Origin of the sequence: Pseudomonas sp. H1h (assembly GCF_000633255.1) — a bacterium.
GTDB lineage: Bacteria > Pseudomonadota > Gammaproteobacteria > Pseudomonadales > Pseudomonadaceae > Aquipseudomonas.
In genome coordinates this window covers 334,995-350,934 of record NZ_AYMJ01000018.1, presented here as the reverse complement: position 1 = coordinate 350,934, position 15,940 = coordinate 334,995, and the positions used below count along the sequence as shown (strand labels likewise).

Here is a 15,940-nt window from a genome sequence, read left to right as displayed (position 1 = left end):
AGCACCATGTCGATCGGACTTTTTCACACCCGTCTCAGCATCAGCAATGCACTGCCGGGCGCACCGGTTCTGACCCTTGATCTGCTGGTCGATACCGCGCACAAGCGTGTCAGCGGGATCGCCAGCGTGTTCCAAGCCACTTGGCCGACGGTCAATTACCGGGCGCAGGTCTGGGGCAGCTTTTCCGAAACCAAGCTGACGGCCAACATCGAGAACCACATCATCCTCACCCTCGACGGCGGCCCGAGCGGCCCGCTCAGCCAGATTGCCCAGACGTTCCACCTCAGAGGCATTCTGGGCAGCGACTGGGCCAGCGGCTTTGTCGATTATCGCTACGAAGAACAGGGCCAGTGGCACGAAGTGAAACACGTTGCAGTGCATCAGGCTCCCAACGAGCAGCCGCATCCGGGGCCACATCCGCAGCCGCTGTACGCCGTGGCTGTGCAGCAGGCGCAGACCAGCGGCGATCTGGCGCAGCTCAAAATCGTGGTGCAACAGGCCGAGCAACAAGTGGCGCACGAAGGTGCATTGCGCAGTGCCCTTGAGCATTTGAAAGCGGAAATCGCGCGACTGGAAGCGCGCTAACCGGTAAGCCCCGGGCGAGATCGCAACGGATCTTGCCCGGGGCTTGTTCAACCGCGGTCAATCCCTTCGTAGCGCGCACAGGATTGTGCGCAAGGATTTCCCATGTCAGACGTGCGCCCCGCCCGTTACCTCAGCGACACCGATCTCAAACGCTATGTGCCGGTGCACGTAGTCTGGGAGATCACCCTGGCCTGCGACTTGAAATGCCTGCATTGCGGCTCCCGCGCAGGGCATCGACGGCCTGACGAACTCAACACCCGCGAGTGCCTGGACGTCATCGACGCGCTGGCCGCGCTCGGCACCCGCGAGATCACCCTGATCGGCGGCGAAGCCTATCTGCGCAAGGACTGGACGCAACTGATCAAAGCCATTCACGACCACGGCATGTACTGCGCGATCCAGACCGGCGGACGCAATCTGACGCCGGCGAAAATGCAGGCGGCGGTCGATGCCGGGCTCGACGGCGTGGGCATTTCCCTGGACGGCCTGGCGCCGCTCCACGACGCGGTGCGCAACGTACCCGGCTCGTTCGACAAGGCCGTGGACACCCTGCGCCGGGCCAAGGCCGCGGGGCTGGCGGTGAGCGTCAATACCCAGATCGGCGCCGCCACACTGCCGGACTTGCCGGCGCTGATGGACACCATCATCGAACTCGGCGCCACCCACTGGCAGATCCAGATCACCGTGGCCATGGGTAACGCGGTGGATCATCCGGAGTTGCTGCTGCAACCCTATCAACTGCTGGACGTGATGCCGTTGCTGGCACGGCTGTATCGCGAAGGCGTCGACCGTGGCCTGCTGATGAACGTCGGCAACAACATCGGTTATTACGGACCGTATGAACACCTGTGGCGCGGCTTCGGTGACGAACGTGTGCACTGGACCGGTTGCGCCGCCGGCCAGACGGTGCTGGCGCTGGAAGCTGACGGCACGGTCAAGGGCTGCCCGTCCCTGGCAACCGTCGGTTTCTCCGGAGGCAATGTGCGCAACATGAGCCTGCACGACATCTGGCACTACAGCGAAGGCATGCATTTCGGCCGTTTGCGCTCGGTGGATGATATGTGGGGTTACTGTCGCGGCTGTTATTACAACGATGTCTGTCGCGGCGGTTGTACCTGGACCTCGCACTCACTGCTCGGCAAACCCGGCAACAACCCCTACTGCCATTACCGAACGCTGGAACTGCAAAAGCGTGGACTGCGCGAGCGCATCGTCAAGGTCGAGGAAGCCGCGCAGAAATCATTTGCAGTCGGCCGTTTCGACCTGATCACCGAACGCATCGACACCGGCGAGAAGGTCAGCAGCGTCAGTGACAGCGGCCAGGTGGTCAAACTGGCGTGGATCAATCAGGGTCAGCAGTCTCCGGAACAAGGCCGGATCGCCCCGCAGCTGAGCCTGTGTCGCAGTTGCCTGCAGTACATTTATCCGCACGAGGTCAGCTGTCCGCATTGCGACGCCGATGTCGCCACCGCCGAAGCCGAGTATCAGGCCAATCGCGCGCGGCAGCAGGCGATCATGAACACGCTGACCGGGCTGCTGGGCATCGCCCCCAGTCACTTGAACTGAGCGCCTGGCGCCCTTGCAGTAGATATTTTCCCTGTCTGTCCCGGGTTCTCCCGCCCGGGACAACCCTCCCCCTGCCCTGCAGGCCACGGTTTTACTGGGCTTGTCCTTTCTGCTTCAGCAATTTGTATTCACATCCCAGCTTAATAATATTTTACCGATACCCCCCTCCTGCCTAGTCTGACCGCAAGCAAAACGGACAAGCCTGAAGCGATCCGAATCCACTTGCCTTGCCAGGAAGGATGTAGAAATGACCACTGAAATAATAAAAACAGACACGCTTGTCGTGGGGGCCGGACAGGCCGGTGTGGCGATGAGCGAGCACCTGAGCAAACTCGGCGTGCCGCACCTGGTGCTGGAGCGCAGCCGCATTGCCGAACGCTGGCGCACCGGACGCTGGGACTCGTTGGTGGCCAACGGTCCGGCGTGGCACGACCGCTTTCCAGGACTGGAATTCGATGACGTCGACCCTGATGGTTTCGCCCATAAAGAACGGGTGGCGGACTACTTCGAAGCCTACGCGAAGAAATTCAATGCGCCGATCCGCACCGGCGTCGAAGTCAAAAGTGTCGTGCGCAATGTCGGCCGTCCGGGCTTCACCGTCGAGACCTCCGGAGGGGTGATCGAGGCCAGCCGCGTCGTGGCGGCAACCGGTCCGTTCCAGCGTCCGGTGATCCCGCCGATCGCCCCGCAAGATCCGCGTCTGTTGCAGATCCACTCCGCTGACTATCGCAATCCGCAGCAACTGCCCGACGGCGCGGTGCTGGTGGTCGGTGCCGGCTCGTCTGGTGTGCAGATCGCCGATGAATTGCAGCGCTCCGGCAAGCAGGTCTACCTTTCGGTCGGTGCCCACGACCGTCCGCCGCGGGCCTACCGCAACCGTGATTTCTGCTGGTGGCTGGGGGTGCTCGGCGAGTGGGATCAGGCCGCTATGAAACCCGGTCGCGAGCACGTGACCATCGCCGTCAGCGGTGCCCACGGTGGGCGCACCATCGACTTCCGCGGTCTGGCCCATCGTGGCATGACTCTGGTCGGCGTGACCGAATCGTTCAACAACGGCGTGGTGACCTTCAAGCAGGACCTGGTCGACAACCTCAAACGCGGCGATGACAACTACCTGGCCCTGCTGGACGCCGCCGACGCCTACATCGAGCGCAACGGCCTCGACCTGCCGCAGGAACCTGAAGCGCGCGAGACCTATCCGGATCCCGAGTGCGTGAAAAATCCGCTGCTCGATCTCGACCTGGCCAAGGCCGGCATCACCTCGATCATCTGGGCCACCGGGTTCGCCGTGGATTATTCCTGGCTGCAGGTCGCGGCATTTGATGACAAGGGCAAACCGCAGCATCAGCGCGGCGTGTCCAGCGAGCCGGGGGTGTATTTCCTCGGGCTGCCATGGCAGTCGCGGCGCGGTTCGTCGTTCATCTGGGGCGTGTGGCACGACGCCAAACACGTGGCCGATCACATCGCCACCCAGCGCAAATACCTCGACTACAAAGATGCCGAGCAGCGTGAAGCCGCCCTGCATTCGACCGCCAACACGAAAACCGCCGACACCGTCGACGCTTGACCTCCCTCTTTCGCGGCGGTGCCCGGTGCACCGTCGCCGCCACTGTCTGGAGCTGTACATGAGCAAGCCAACCCACACCCGCATCCGTATGTTCAACACCAAGGACACCTACCCTAACCAGACCCTGGACAACGACCTGTGCCAGGCCGTGCGCGCCGGCAACACCGTGTATGTCCGTGGGCAAGTCGGCACCGATTTCGACGGTAATCTGGTAGGCCTCGGCGACCCGCGTGCACAGGCCGAACAGGCTATGCGCAACGTCAAGCAGTTGCTGGAAGAAGCCGGCAGCGACATGAGCCACATCGTCAAGACCACCACCTACCTGATCGACCCGCGCTACCGCGAGCCGGTGTACCAGGAAGTCGGCAAGTGGCTCAAAGGCGTGTTCCCGATTTCCACCGGACTGGTGGTGTCGGCACTGGGGCAGCCGCAGTGGCTGATGGAGATTGATGTGGTGGCGGTGATTCCCGAGTAAGTCGGCAGACCGCGTCGCGGCTATCGCGAGCAGGCTCACTCCTACAGGGGAATGCATTCCAATTGTGGGAGCGGGCTTGCTCGCGAAGAGGCCCGCAAGGACAACAAATTCCTGGAACGGAGTTAGACCATGACCTTTTCAATCGCAGCCCGTTGCCCCGAAACCGGCCAGTTCGGTGTCGCCATCAGTTCCTCCAGCATCGCCGTCGGCGCGCGCTGCCCCTGGCTGCTGCCGGGTGTCGGCGCAGTGTCGAGCCAGAACATCACCCTGCCGTCCCTCGGCCCGGAAGTCCTCGCGCTGATGGAACAGGGCGTGGCGCCTGACGCTGCGCTGGACAAAGTGCTGACCCGTAACGGCTACAGTCAATACCGGCAGATCACCGCGATCAACCACCTCGGCCAGACCGCGCATTTCAGCGGCGCACAAACCCTCGGCGTGCACAACGCGGTCAGCGGCGAACAATGCGTGGCTGCCGGTAACATGCTCGCCGGACGCGCGGTGATCGAGGCGATGGTCAGTGCCTTTGAAGACGGTGAAGGCCAATTGGCCGACCGTTTGCTCAAGGCCCTGCACGCTGCACAAGCCCTCGGAGGCGAAGCCGGACCGGTGCATTCGGCGGCCGTGGTGGTGGTCGGCGAACAGACCTGGCCGATCGTGAATTTGCGGGTCGACTGGGCTGACGAAGACCCGATCAGCCAGTTGCAAAAACTCTGGGACGCCTATCAGCCGCAGTTGCAGGATTACATCGACCGCGCGCTCGACCCGGCCAAAGCGCCGGGCTATGGCGTTGCCGGTGATGATCGATGAACAGCGTCGCGTTGCTCAAGACGCTGGTAGGGTTCGACACCACCAGCCGCGAATCCAATCTGCAACTGATCGAGTTCGTGCGTGATTACCTCGCCGGTTTCGATGTGTCGTGCACGCTGATCTATAACGCCGAGCGCAGCAAGGCCAATCTGTTCGCGACGATTGGCCCGGCCGATCAACCGGGCATTGTGCTCTCGGGGCACACCGATGTGGTGCCGGTCGACGGTCAACCTTGGACCGTGGCGCCGTTCGAGCTCAGCGAACACGACGGCAAGCTGTTCGGACGCGGCACGGCGGACATGAAGGGCTACATCGCCTGCGTGCTGGCCCTGGTGCCGACGCTGGTCGCCGCAGCACTGCGCATGCCGGTGCACATCGCCCTGTCCTACGACGAAGAAGTCGGTTGCCTCGGAGTGCGTTCGTTGCTCGCCGAACTGCAACAGCGCCCGGTCAAACCGCTGCTGTGCATCATCGGTGAACCCACCGAACTGAAACCGGTGCTCGGCCACAAAGGCAAGCTGGCGATGCGCTGTGACGTGCACGGTCATCCATGTCATTCCGCCTACGCACCGCTGGGGGTCAACGCCATCGAGTACGCCGCCGAACTGATCGGCGAACTGGGGCGAATCGGCCAGCAACTGCAAGCGCCCGAGCATCACGACGGGCGTTTCGACCCGCCCTACAGCACGGTGCAGACCGGGGTGATCAGCGGCGGCAAAGCGCTGAATATCGTCCCTGCCGATTGCCGCTTCGACTTCGAGATCCGCGCCCTGCCCTCGCAGGATCCGGCGCGGGTCGCGCAGCAGCTGCAAACCTACGCCGAGCAGCAGGTGCTGCCGCGCATGCGTGCGGTGAGTGCGCACAGTGAAATCCGCTTCAGTGAGCTGTCAGCCTATCCGGGCCTGGTCACCGATGCGCAGAGTCAGGCGGCTGAACTGATCGCGGCGTTCTGCGGTTCCCGGGAATTCGGCACCGTGGCGTTCGGCACCGAGGGCGGGCTGTTCGATGCGGCGGGTATTCCCACCGTGGTCTGTGGTCCCGGCAGCATGGACCAGGGGCACAAACCCGATGAGTTTGTCAGTCGTGCACAACTCGATGCCTGCGATGCGATGCTGCAACGAATGCTGACCTCGATTCGCGCCTGACCCCTTCGGCCCGGCTGCCTGCCTTCAGGCGTACAGTCGGGCCAACTCCTCGCGACAATGATCGACGAACAACTGCACCGGTTTGGTCAGTTGCACCCGGCGCAGCCAGGCCGCTGACAATCCCGAGCCGGTCACGGTTTCCACCAGCGGCACGCACACCACTTTCTGCCCGTCGTAGGTGTACTCGCCGAACGGTCGGGTCACCAGAATCGAAAAGCCGAAACCACGCCCGACCATGCCACGCACCATCTCGATCGATGGCGAGCTGAAGACGATGTGCGGGGTCAGTCCGCGCTCTTCGAAGATGCTTACAAAGTAGGTGCGGCTGGGCACCACGTCGAGCAGGATCATCGGTTCCAGCACCAGATCGTGCAGCGAGACTTTCGCCTGTTGCGCAAAGCGATGATCGGCCGGCAGCAAGGCGTAAGGCTGTTGCGGCGGCATCAGCGGCGTGGTGTCGATGGTGGTGTCGAGGTCGTGTTCGAACAGCATTGCCACATCGATGCTGCCAGCGGTCAGGGCCTGCACCAGCTCCTGTTGTTCGCCATCGCGAATACGGATTTCCACCCCCGGCCAACGCTCCTTGAAACCGGCGATCAGACGCGGCAGGTACAGCGGCGCGACCGTTTCGAAACAGCCGATATCGATCTGCCCCGAGACCACGTCGTTATCAGCCAGCGCGTTCTGCTCGAACTCATGCGCCACTCGCAGCAACTCCATAGCCTTGCGATAAAACCGCGAGCCGCTGGGCGTCAGTGACACACCCTGGGCGTGATGACGGATGAACAGCTGCACACCAAAGCTTTCTTCCAGATGCTTGATCGCGGTCGACACCGACGGCTGGGCGATATAGAGCTTGCGCGAGGCTTCGGCGACGCTGCCGCAATCGGCGGTGGTGACGAAGTATTTGAGCTGGCGCAGGTTGTAGGCAGCCATATAAAACCTCTGCAGAGAAACGACGCGTTTGTGGCGAGGAGATTCATCCCCTCACCACAGAACTGTGTAAATCCAGAAAAGAGCGAAGCCTGAACATACCGGACAGCCCCCGGACCCGGGGCATATATTTTTTAAGGTCTGAAGCAACAAACTTACTAATTTATCTATCCCGGGCCTTTGCACATGATCGCTTCAACAAGAAATGCGCCGTCCGTGTCGGCGCTTACCGAAGTACGTCCACGTACTCATCCTTGCCTTGGAGTTCGTCATGTCCACCTCTGCAACAACGTCCGCCCCGCTCATTGAAAAACACACGATAGGATACGTGCCCCCCGAAGATCGCCACGGAAAGGTCAGGGATCTGTTCACGCTGTGGTTCGGCGGCAACATTGCGCCGTTGCCCATCGTCACCGGCGCGCTGGGCGTGCAGTTGTTCCACTTGAATCTGGTCTGGGGCATCGTCGCCATTCTGGTCGGTCATCTGGTCGGCGGCGTGCTGATGGCGCTGCATTCGGCGCAAGGCCCGCAGATGGGCATTCCGCAGATGATCCAGAGCCGCGCGCAGTTCGGCTCGCTCGGCGCCCTGCTGGTGGTGCTGATTGCCGGCGTCATGTACATCGGCTTCTTCGCTTCCAACATCGTGCTGGCCGGCAAGTCGCTGCACGGCGTGGTCGATAGCGTGCCGGTGCCGGTCGGCATCGTCATCGGCGCCCTCGGCTCGGGGATCATCGGCATCATCGGCTACCGCTTCATCCACGTGCTCAATCGCATCGGCACCTGGGTGCTGGGGATCGGCATCGTGGTCGGTTTCGGCTACATCTTCACCCATATCCAGACCGATGATTTCCTCACCCGGGGCAGCTTCAACCTCTCCGGCTGGCTCGCCACCGTGTCGCTCGCCGCGCTGTGGCAGATCGCGTTTGCCCCTTACGTGTCCGACTATTCGCGTTACCTGCCGGCCGACGTCAAAGTCTCGTCGACGTTCTGGACCACGTATCTGGGTTCGGCGCTGGGCTCGAGTCTGGCGTTCATCTTCGGTGCCGTCGCCGTGCTGGCGACGCCCGTGGGCATGGACACGATGGACGCGGTGAAAATGGCCACCGGCTCGATCGGTCCGCTGATGCTGGTGCTGTTCCTGCTCAGCGTGATCAGCCACAACGCTCTCAACCTGTACGGCGCAGTGCTGTCGCTGATCACCCTGGTGCAGACCTTCGCCTACCGCTGGATCCCGACCGCCAAAAGCCGTGCGGTGATCTCGATCATCGTCCTGCTGGCCTGCTGCTTCGCCGCGGTGGGCGCGTCGAAAGACTTCATCGGTCACTTCGTCGACATGGTGCTGGTGCTGCTGGTGGTGCTGGTGCCGTGGACTGCGATCAACCTGATCGACTTTTACGCCATCCACAAAGGCCAGTACGACATCCAGTCGATCTTCCAGGTCGACGGCGGCATCTACGGACGCTACAACCCGCAGGCGCTGCTGGCCTACGCGATCGGCATCGCCGTGCAGATCCCGTTCATGAACACCCCGCTGTACGTCGGCCCGATCTCGGCACACATCGACGGCGCGGACCTGTCGTGGCTGGTGGGCCTGCTGGTGACCTCGCCGCTGTACTTCTGGCTGGCCAGTCGTGACAGCGCCTATCGCCGGCGAATGCTGACCGGCGCGAAGCTGGTGGGCAGTCTGTGAGGGTGCCTGCATGACAAAAGAAGGCCCGCCATGCGCGGGCCTTCTGCATTGCAGTGTGGTATTTGTTGAGGCCCGACAGGCACCCACGAGACAGGGAATCCCATGCTGCGAATTCTGGGCAAGGCGTCATCGATCAATGTGCGCAAAGTGCTGTGGACCTGCGCCGAACTACAGTTGCCGTTCGAACGCGAGGATTGGGGCTCGGGCTTCAAACCTACTGACACACCGCAGTTTCTGGCCCTCAACCCTTGCGCCATGGTGCCAGTGATTCAGGACGGTGATTTCACGTTGTGGGAATCGAACACGATCATTCGTTACCTGGCGGCCACCCATGACGGCGCAGACCTCTACCCCGCCGAGCCGCGAGCCCGCGCGCGGGTTGATCAGTGGATCGACTGGCAGGCCTCGGAACTGAACCGCTCGTGGTCGTATGCGTTTGTCTCGCTGGTGCGCCAATCACCGGATCATCAGGACAGCGCTGCTTTGGCTAACGGCATCGCGCAATGGTCAAGGAACATGGCGATTCTCGACCGGCAGCTACAGAAGACTGGCGCCTACGTCAGCGGCGAAGCATTTTCGCTGGCCGATATTCCCATCGGACTGTCGGTGAATCGCTGGTATGAAACGCCGCTCGCGCATCCGGACTATCCCGCCGTCAGCGCGTATTACGAGCGTCTGAGCCAACGCGAAGGCTTTCGGCTCTACGGCAGAAACGGTACGCCGTGACGCAAAAAAACCTCTGATTCCAGCGTTCGGAATCAGAGGTTTTTTATTGACCTGAACAGCAGATCAGGCAGGCACGCCCAGAATGATATGCGAAGCCTTGATTACCGCCGTGGCGCTGACACCCTTGGCCAGACCCAACTCTGCAACGGCATCACGGGTGACGATCGAGTAGACCTTCGAACCACCGGCCAGCTCGATCACCACTTCAGCATTGACCGCGCCATCAGTCACGCTCAGTACTTTGCCTTCCAGGCAGTTGCGTGCCGACAGGCGAATGTCGCTGGACTCGGTCATCAGCATCACCCACGGCGCCTTGACCAGCGCCACGGCTTCTTTACCAACGGCGATGCCGAGGTTCTTGATGCTTTCCATGGTCACGACAGCAACCAATTGCTCGCCCCCGGCCAGAGTCAGAACCACTTCGGCGTTGACTGCGCCGGCTTGAACCTGGCTGACTTGGCCTTTGAATACGTTGCGTGCGCTGACTTTCATGACGGGCTTCCTTTTTTGACTTTAGAGTTAGGAAAAACGGCCTGCATCATCGGAGTAAACGCTATGTAGAAACAACTATAGCGCTGCGCCCTGTTGCCACACTTGAGAGCTGCCGAACAACGATAGATCAGATCAGCAGATCTTCATAAAACGCGCCGAACGGTCGCTGCGGGTGGGCAATCTGGATTTCCAGAATCCATACACCGGCATGCGGTGCCTGGTCGAAATCGCCGAGATTGCCACCCTTGTAAATCGCATGAGGGAAGTCGCTGACCCGGTGACCCTTGATGTCGAGGTGTAACACCCAGCCCATGGCGTTGGCCTGATCGGTGGCATAGCGGTACAACTCGACCCCGGACACGCCTTCGCGCCAAAACGCCTCGACCCGATCAAACAGCTCCTTGGCTGCCGCAGCACAAGCGATCATTTCCGGGTCGGAACCGGTAGTGAACGTCGCGCCGGCATCGCCTTCGTGCCCCTGCCAGACCACGCCCATGTCGATGAGGAAAATGTCATTTTCACCCAGCACCGGATCGCCGTCGGAACGCTGCTTGAAGGTCTTCAGGGTGTTGGCGCCAAAGCGGATCAGCAGCGGATGCCAGATACGGTCCATGCCCAGTTCGAGGAGGATCTGCTTGCCCTGCTCCTGCGCTTCGGATTCACGCATGCCGGGCTTGATCACCTTGGCGATGGCGTCGACGGCTTTCCAGGTCAGGCCTTGCGCGTGACGCATCGTTTCCAGCACAAACCGTTCGCCGACCGCTTCTTTACCGCTAAGGGCTGCACTCATTTCCTTGTTCCTCATGGCTACGCTGTATAGTTTTTTATATTGCGAAACGCAGATAAAGATACAGCCATGACACAAGGTGTCAATTACTCTTCTGCACGCACCACACCGCGCTCTTCCAGCAAGCGCACGAACATGCTCAAGCTACGCGACACTGTGCCCCGTCGCCACACCAGCCACGTGGTCAGATAACGAAAATCCGCCGCCAGCGGCCAGACGCTGATTGTGGCGCTGCCGGGCATGCTCTGCAGCATCTTGCGCGGCATCAGCGCCAGCCCCGCCCCGGCGCTGACGCAGGCGAGCATGCCGTGATAGGACTCCATCTCGAAAATCTTGCCTGGCACGGCGGCGTCGGTGCTGAACCATTTTTCGAAGTGGTGACGGTAGGAGCAGTTGGAGCGGAACGCATAAATGTTCTCGCCGTTGACGTCCGCTGCGCGCAGCACCGGGGCGTGATTGAGCGGCGCGATGATGACCATTTCCTCTTCGAACGCCGGCACACCTTCGAGGGCCGGGTGCAACACCGGGCCGTCGACGAACGCCGCCGCCAGCCGCCCGGACAGCACGCCATCGATCATCGTCCCGGACGGCCCCGTCGACAGGTCCAGATCGACCTTGGGGTGCAACTGGTTGTACGCCGCCAGCAACTCGGGAATACGCACCGCCGCGGTACTTTCCAGCGACCCCAGAGGAAACGCGCCCTGCGGCTCTTCACCCGCGACGGTGGCGCGGGCTTCCTGCACCAGGTCGAGAATGCGCCGCGCGTACTCAAGAAAACTCCAGCCGGCGGGCGACAAGCGCAAACGGCTTTTCTCGCGGATGAACAGGTCGACGCCCAGATCCTGCTCCAGCTGTTTGATCCGCGTGGTCAGGTTCGACGGCACGCGATGGATCTGCGCCGCGGCGGCGCTGATGCTGCCGTGCTCGGCAACGGCCTTGAAGATTTCCAGTTGCACCAGATCCACAGTCATTCTCCAAACGTGAAAGAAAGGATCTTTATTATTCAGTTTCCAGAAAACAAACGCCACCCTACTCTAGGCCCATCCACTGAACTCGCAGGAGCCAGCCATGAGCCCGATTTCCAGCCAGACCCACGCCATCTCGATCAACCCCGCCACCGGCGAGCAGATTGGTCATTACGCCTTTGAATCCGCCGCCGCCCTCGACGCCGCGCTGACCCGCGCCGCGTTCGGTTTCTCGAAGTGGAAACGCAAGCCGCTGCAGGACCGCTCCCGCGCCCTGAGCGCTCTCGCGGGTGCGCTGCGTGACAGCGCCGAAGCCATGGCGACCATGATTACTCTGGAAATGGGCAAGCCGATCGCCCAGGCCCGTGGCGAAATCGAAAAATGCGCCAAGCTCTGCGAGTGGTACGCCGAAAATGGCCCGGCCATGCTCGATGCCGAACCGACGCAAGTCGAAGGCGGCAAAGCGCGGATCGAGTACCGTCCGCTCGGCCCGATCCTCGCGGTGATGCCGTGGAACTTCCCGATCTGGCAAGTGCTGCGCGGCGCAGTACCGGCCCTGATCGCCGGCAACACCTACGTGCTCAAGCACGCGCCCAACGTGATGGGCAGCGCCTACCTGCTGCGCGATGCCTTCAAGAACGCCGGTTTCGCTGATGGCGTGTTTGAAGTGATCAACGTCACCCCGGAGGGCGTTTCCAGCGCCATCGCTGACCCGCGCATCGCAGCCGTAACCCTGACCGGCAGCGTGCGCGCCGGCATGGCCATCGGCGCCCAGGCCGGTGCCGCGCTGAAGAAATGCGTGCTGGAACTGGGCGGTTCCGACCCGTTCATCGTGCTCAACGATGCCGATCTCGACGAAGCCGTGCAGGCTGCCGTTATCGGTCGTTATCAGAACTCCGGCCAGGTGTGCGCCGCCGCCAAGCGCCTGATCATCGAAGAAGGCGTGGTCGAGGAATTCACCCGCAAATTCGTCGAGGCCACTCGCAAGCTGAAGGTTGGCGATCCGCTGTCCGCTGACACCTACATCGGCCCGATGGCACGTTTCGACCTGCGTGACGAACTCGATCAGCAAGTGCGCGACACCCTCGAAGAAGGCGCCACCCTGCTGCTCGGCGGCGGCAAGGCGCAAGGCCAGGGCAACTACTACGAGCCGACCGTACTGGCCGATGTCACCGACCGCATGACCTCATTCAAACAGGAACTGTTTGGCCCGGTGGCGTCGATCATCACCGCCCGCGATTGTGCCCACGCCATCGCCCTGGCCAATGACAGCGACTTCGGCCTGACCGCCACGATCTACACCGCCAACGTGCAACTGGCCCAGCAATTGACCAGCGAACTGGAAACCGGTGGCGTGTTCATCAACGGCTACTCCGCCAGCGACCCGCGCGTGACCTTCGGCGGCGTGAAGAAAAGCGGATTCGGACGCGAGCTGTCGCACTTTGGCGTACGCGAGTTCTGCAACGCACAGACGGTGTGGCTGGATCGCAAATAACCCGCAAGATCACCTTCCGCAGCGCCTACAGGTCGGGGGCCTGGCAACGACCTTGCGAGCGACACCGAAATCTGTAGGAACGGGCTTGCTCGCGAAAGCGCTGGAACAGTCACTTTTGCAGTGATTGACCTGCCCTCTCGCGAGCAAGTCCGCCCCCACTGTGCCCTGGCGTCAAGCCGCTGCCTGTTGCGCCTTTGCGACCGTTCGATCCTTGCTCAACAGCCCGAGCACCGCCGCCGCCGAGGCCAGGGTGATCACGGTCAGGATGTGCAGCAAGTATTGAAACGCCGAGGCATAACCCTGCACCAGACGCTCATTGGCCAGCCCCGGAAGCGTGTTGATCGCATGCACCATGTCCCCCGTGGTGACCCGGTGCGCCGTCTCGGCAATCAGCACCGTATCGACATTGCCTGTCACTGCACTCGACAGATCGTTCTGCAGCAGCGAAGCCAGCATCGCCGCGACACTCGCCAAAGCAATACCCTCACCCGCCACCCGCACCGTGTTGAAAATCCCTGCGGCCATCCCCGCGCGCTCTTTTGGCACGACGCTCACCGACAAACCATCCATCAGCCCCCACGGCAGGCCGGCACCGATACCGATCAATACCATCGGCACGATCAGCGCGTGTTTCGGCTCGCCGACGTTGTACAGACTCAGCCAGTGCAACCCGAGCGCGGCTATCAGAAAACCGCCCCCCGACAGGATGCCCGCCGAGACAAACCGGGTCATCGATGCCGCCAGCATCGGTACCACCAACATCGGAGCGGACAGCGCCAGCAACAGCAGACCGGCGTCGATTTCGCTCAAGCCTTCCACGCCGATAAAGCGCAGCGGCAACATAACCACCAGCACGATGTAGCAAAAGCAGGTGCCGATCGGCAGCATTTGTACGCCGATGAAGCGCGGAAAACGGAACAGGGTCAGATCGAGCATCGGTCGTTTGGCACGCATTTCGATCATCACGAACAACGCCAGCATCAATGCCGAAGCACTCAGCAGACCGACCACCAGCAGGTTGCCCCAACCACTTTCCGGTGCCTGGATCACACCAAAAGTGAACAACGCCAGCATCGCGCTGTAGGTGATTGTGCCCGGCCAATCCAGCCCCTTGGCATCCGGATCGCGGGTTTCGCGCATGCGTGGCAGGCCGAAGACCATGGCAATCACGCCGATCAGCGCGGTGAAGTCGAAAATCGCCCGCCAATTGAACGCTTCGATCAATGCCCCGGCCACTAACGGGCCAAACGCCAGACCGATACCGAACGTGGTGCCGAGCATGCTGTAGGCACGAGTGCGGGCATGGCCTTCGAACTCCTGCGCCAACGCCGCCGAACCACTGGCCAGCGCCGCAGCCCCGGCCACACCTTGAACAGCTCGCAGCACGTCCAGCCAGAACACCGACGGTGCCACGCTCTGGGCAAGCGATGCCGCCGTGAACAGCAACATGCCGAAGGTGAACAGGCGTTTACGCCCATAGACATCGGCCAACGCCCCTGCCGCCATCAGCAAACTGCCGAACGACAACATGAACGCATTGGTGATCCAGGTCAGGGCAACGGGACTGCCGCCCAAATCACGGCCAATGGCGGGCGTCGCCACCGCGCCACCGGTAAAACTCAAGGGAAGTACCAGTGCCGACAGGCACACCGCTGCGAGGATCAGCTGCTGGTTACGCGCTCCTTGCTGTTGAGCGACAGGTGTCATGAATTCGTCCTTTATGAAGTTTGCCAGGCTGCCACTGTAAGGCCGTGCTATTGATGTGATAATCCCAGCAAACCTGCATGACTTTGTGAAAGGCATTCACAGATGAAATCATCCTCAACGGCAGACCTCTCAGTATTCCTCTGCACGGCACAACACTTGAACTTCAGCAAAGCCGCCGTCGAACTTGGCCTGACACCGTCAGCCCTGAGCCATTCGGTAAAGGCACTGGAGAATCGCCTCGGCGTGCGCCTGTTCAATCGCACCACCCGCAGCGTGGCGTTGACCGAGGCCGGCGAGCGCCTGTGTGCGCGACTGAAACCGGCGTTCCGCGACATCGAAGACGCACTGGAAGACCTCAACCATTTTCGCGACAAACCCACGGGCAACCTGCGCATCACCTGCGGACGCCAGGCATGCGAACTGGTATTGCTGCCGATTGCCAGCGAGTTCCTGCAGGCGTATCCGGACATTCGAATGGAAGTGGTCGAAAGCGAGGCACTCCTGGATATCGTCGCCGGCGGATTTGATGCGGGCGTGCGCTTTGGTGATCGACTGGAGGCCGACATGGTATCGCTGCCGATTGGCCCGGCAATGCGTTCGGTGGTGGTCGCTTCGCCGGCATTCCTTGAGCGCCATCCTGCGCCACAACAACCCGAAGACCTGCACGACTTGCCGTGCCTTCGCCACCGCTATCCCAGTGGCACGATGTATCGCTGGGAGTTCGAACGTGAAGGCATTGCCCGGGAAATCGAGGTCAGCGGCCCACTGACCCTGGGCGACGTCAGCCTGATGGTCGGCCCTGCGCTGCAAGGCCTGGGATTGGCGTATGTGTTCGATGAAATGGTCAGCGAACACCTGGCATCAGGGCGTCTGATTCAGGTGTTGGCCGATTGGTGCCCTTACTACCCGGGCCTGTATCTGTACTACCCGAGCCGGCGCCATGTACCGGCGCCGCTCAAGGCTTTTATTGAGTTCGCGCGCGAGCGCAGTGGTCGCTAGG

The 15,940-nt window shown here is 61.8% G+C and carries 15 protein-coding genes; 10 read left to right on the top strand and 5 right to left on the bottom strand.

Annotated features, from left to right (window positions below; all coding sequences use genetic code 11):
• Nucleotides 1-6 precede the first annotated feature (6 nt).
• The 6 genes from U862_RS0117290 (at nucleotide 7) to argE (ending at nucleotide 6,145) form a co-directional block, all read left to right on the top strand.
• Nucleotides 7-585: a DUF1842 domain-containing protein gene (locus tag U862_RS0117290; protein WP_025111554.1), complete on the top strand. Its 579-nt coding sequence runs from the start codon at nucleotides 7-9 to the stop codon at nucleotides 583-585.
• Between the two features lie 102 nt (nucleotides 586-687).
• Nucleotides 688-2,151: a GDL motif peptide-associated radical SAM/SPASM maturase gene (locus U862_RS0117285; protein WP_025111553.1), complete on the top strand. Its 1,464-nt coding sequence runs from the start codon at nucleotides 688-690 to the stop codon at nucleotides 2,149-2,151.
• A gap of 247 nt (nucleotides 2,152-2,398) precedes the next feature.
• Entirely contained in the window at nucleotides 2,399-3,718 is a 1,320-nt protein-coding gene (locus U862_RS0117280; protein WP_025111552.1) for an NAD(P)/FAD-dependent oxidoreductase, read from the top strand.
• 58 nt (nucleotides 3,719-3,776) lie between these two features.
• Nucleotides 3,777-4,193, top strand: a complete 417-nt coding sequence (locus U862_RS0117275; RefSeq protein ID WP_003225869.1) for a RidA family protein — start codon at nucleotides 3,777-3,779, stop codon at nucleotides 4,191-4,193.
• 129 nt (nucleotides 4,194-4,322) lie between these two features.
• Nucleotides 4,323-5,000 (top strand): DUF1028 domain-containing protein, encoded by a 678-nt coding sequence (locus U862_RS0117270; RefSeq protein ID WP_025111551.1) that lies wholly within the window; start codon nucleotides 4,323-4,325, stop codon nucleotides 4,998-5,000.
• Nucleotides 4,997-6,145: an acetylornithine deacetylase gene (gene argE / locus U862_RS0117265; RefSeq protein WP_025111550.1), complete on the top strand. Its 1,149-nt coding sequence runs from the start codon at nucleotides 4,997-4,999 to the stop codon at nucleotides 6,143-6,145. Before U862_RS0117270 ends, argE begins: the two co-directional genes overlap by 4 nt.
• Before the next feature lie 24 nt (nucleotides 6,146-6,169).
• Here the strand turns inward: argE and U862_RS0117260 are convergent, their stop codons facing one another.
• Nucleotides 6,170-7,081 carry a LysR family transcriptional regulator gene (locus U862_RS0117260; RefSeq protein WP_025111549.1) on the bottom strand — a complete coding sequence of 304 codons (912 nt, stop codon included), beginning with the start codon at nucleotides 7,079-7,081 and terminating at the stop codon, nucleotides 6,170-6,172.
• A gap of 268 nt (nucleotides 7,082-7,349) precedes the next feature.
• On the opposite strand from U862_RS0117260, the gene U862_RS0117255 reads away from it, so the two are divergent.
• Nucleotides 7,350-8,768, top strand: a complete 1,419-nt coding sequence (locus U862_RS0117255) for a cytosine permease (protein WP_025111548.1) — start codon at nucleotides 7,350-7,352, stop codon at nucleotides 8,766-8,768.
• A 102-nt stretch (nucleotides 8,769-8,870) separates the two neighbouring features.
• Nucleotides 8,871-9,494, top strand: coding sequence for a glutathione S-transferase family protein (locus U862_RS0117250; RefSeq protein WP_025111547.1), 624 nt, complete (start codon nucleotides 8,871-8,873; stop codon nucleotides 9,492-9,494).
• A 63-nt stretch (nucleotides 9,495-9,557) separates the two neighbouring features.
• On the opposite strand, the gene U862_RS0117245 is transcribed toward U862_RS0117250, so the two are convergent.
• From U862_RS0117245 to U862_RS0117235, 3 genes are all read right to left on the bottom strand, one after another.
• A complete protein-coding gene (locus U862_RS0117245) occupies nucleotides 9,558-9,986 on the bottom strand; it encodes a molybdopterin-binding protein (RefSeq protein WP_025111546.1) in 429 nt (142 codons plus the stop codon).
• A 127-nt stretch (nucleotides 9,987-10,113) separates the two neighbouring features.
• The gene (locus U862_RS0117240) at nucleotides 10,114-10,776 is read right to left on the bottom strand and encodes a M24 family metallopeptidase (RefSeq protein WP_025111545.1); all 663 of its coding nucleotides are present in this window, start codon (nucleotides 10,774-10,776) and stop codon (nucleotides 10,114-10,116) included.
• An 83-nt stretch (nucleotides 10,777-10,859) separates the two neighbouring features.
• Entirely contained in the window at nucleotides 10,860-11,738 is an 879-nt protein-coding gene (locus U862_RS0117235; protein ID WP_025111544.1) for a LysR family transcriptional regulator, read from the bottom strand.
• 103 nt (nucleotides 11,739-11,841) lie between these two features.
• Here U862_RS0117235 and U862_RS0117230 point away from each other — a divergent pair, with 103 nt between their 5' ends.
• Entirely contained in the window at nucleotides 11,842-13,233 is a 1,392-nt protein-coding gene (locus U862_RS0117230) for an aldehyde dehydrogenase family protein (RefSeq protein WP_025111543.1), read from the top strand.
• Nucleotides 13,234-13,404: 171 nt separating this feature from the next.
• On the opposite strand, the gene U862_RS0117225 is transcribed toward U862_RS0117230, so the two are convergent.
• Entirely contained in the window at nucleotides 13,405-14,940 is a 1,536-nt protein-coding gene (locus tag U862_RS0117225) for an MFS transporter (protein ID WP_025111542.1), read from the bottom strand.
• A 102-nt stretch (nucleotides 14,941-15,042) separates the two neighbouring features.
• Here U862_RS0117225 and U862_RS0117220 point away from each other — a divergent pair, with 102 nt between their 5' ends.
• Nucleotides 15,043-15,939 carry a LysR family transcriptional regulator gene (locus U862_RS0117220; protein ID WP_025111541.1) on the top strand — a complete coding sequence of 299 codons (897 nt, stop codon included), beginning with the start codon at nucleotides 15,043-15,045 and terminating at the stop codon, nucleotides 15,937-15,939.
• Nucleotide 15,940 lies beyond the last annotated feature (1 nt).

Excerpts from the sequence above, each read along its gene's own strand:
- U862_RS0117270 (WP_025111551.1), top strand. The coding sequence starts at position 4,323 with ATGACCTTTTCAATCGCAGCCCGTTGCCCCGAAACCGGCCAGTTCGGT.
- U862_RS0117245 (WP_025111546.1), bottom strand. The coding sequence starts at position 9,986 with ATGAAAGTCAGCGCACGCAACGTATTCAAAGGCCAAGTCAGCCAGGTT.
- U862_RS0117220 (WP_025111541.1), top strand. The coding sequence starts at position 15,043 with ATGAAATCATCCTCAACGGCAGACCTCTCAGTATTCCTCTGCACGGCA.
- U862_RS0117240 (WP_025111545.1), bottom strand. The coding sequence starts at position 10,776 with ATGAGTGCAGCCCTTAGCGGTAAAGAAGCGGTCGGCGAACGGTTTGTG.
- U862_RS0117255 (WP_025111548.1), top strand. The coding sequence starts at position 7,350 with ATGTCCACCTCTGCAACAACGTCCGCCCCGCTCATTGAAAAACACACG.
- U862_RS0117225 (WP_025111542.1), bottom strand. The coding sequence starts at position 14,940 with ATGACACCTGTCGCTCAACAGCAAGGAGCGCGTAACCAGCAGCTGATC.
- U862_RS0117290 (WP_025111554.1), top strand. The coding sequence starts at position 7 with ATGTCGATCGGACTTTTTCACACCCGTCTCAGCATCAGCAATGCACTG.
- U862_RS0117280 (WP_025111552.1), top strand. The coding sequence starts at position 2,399 with ATGACCACTGAAATAATAAAAACAGACACGCTTGTCGTGGGGGCCGGA.
- U862_RS0117275 (WP_003225869.1), top strand. The coding sequence starts at position 3,777 with ATGAGCAAGCCAACCCACACCCGCATCCGTATGTTCAACACCAAGGAC.
- U862_RS0117250 (WP_025111547.1), top strand. The coding sequence starts at position 8,871 with ATGCTGCGAATTCTGGGCAAGGCGTCATCGATCAATGTGCGCAAAGTG.
- argE (WP_025111550.1), top strand. The coding sequence starts at position 4,997 with ATGAACAGCGTCGCGTTGCTCAAGACGCTGGTAGGGTTCGACACCACC.
- U862_RS0117230 (WP_025111543.1), top strand. The coding sequence starts at position 11,842 with ATGAGCCCGATTTCCAGCCAGACCCACGCCATCTCGATCAACCCCGCC.
- U862_RS0117285 (WP_025111553.1), top strand. The coding sequence starts at position 688 with ATGTCAGACGTGCGCCCCGCCCGTTACCTCAGCGACACCGATCTCAAA.
- U862_RS0117260 (WP_025111549.1), bottom strand. The coding sequence starts at position 7,081 with ATGGCTGCCTACAACCTGCGCCAGCTCAAATACTTCGTCACCACCGCC.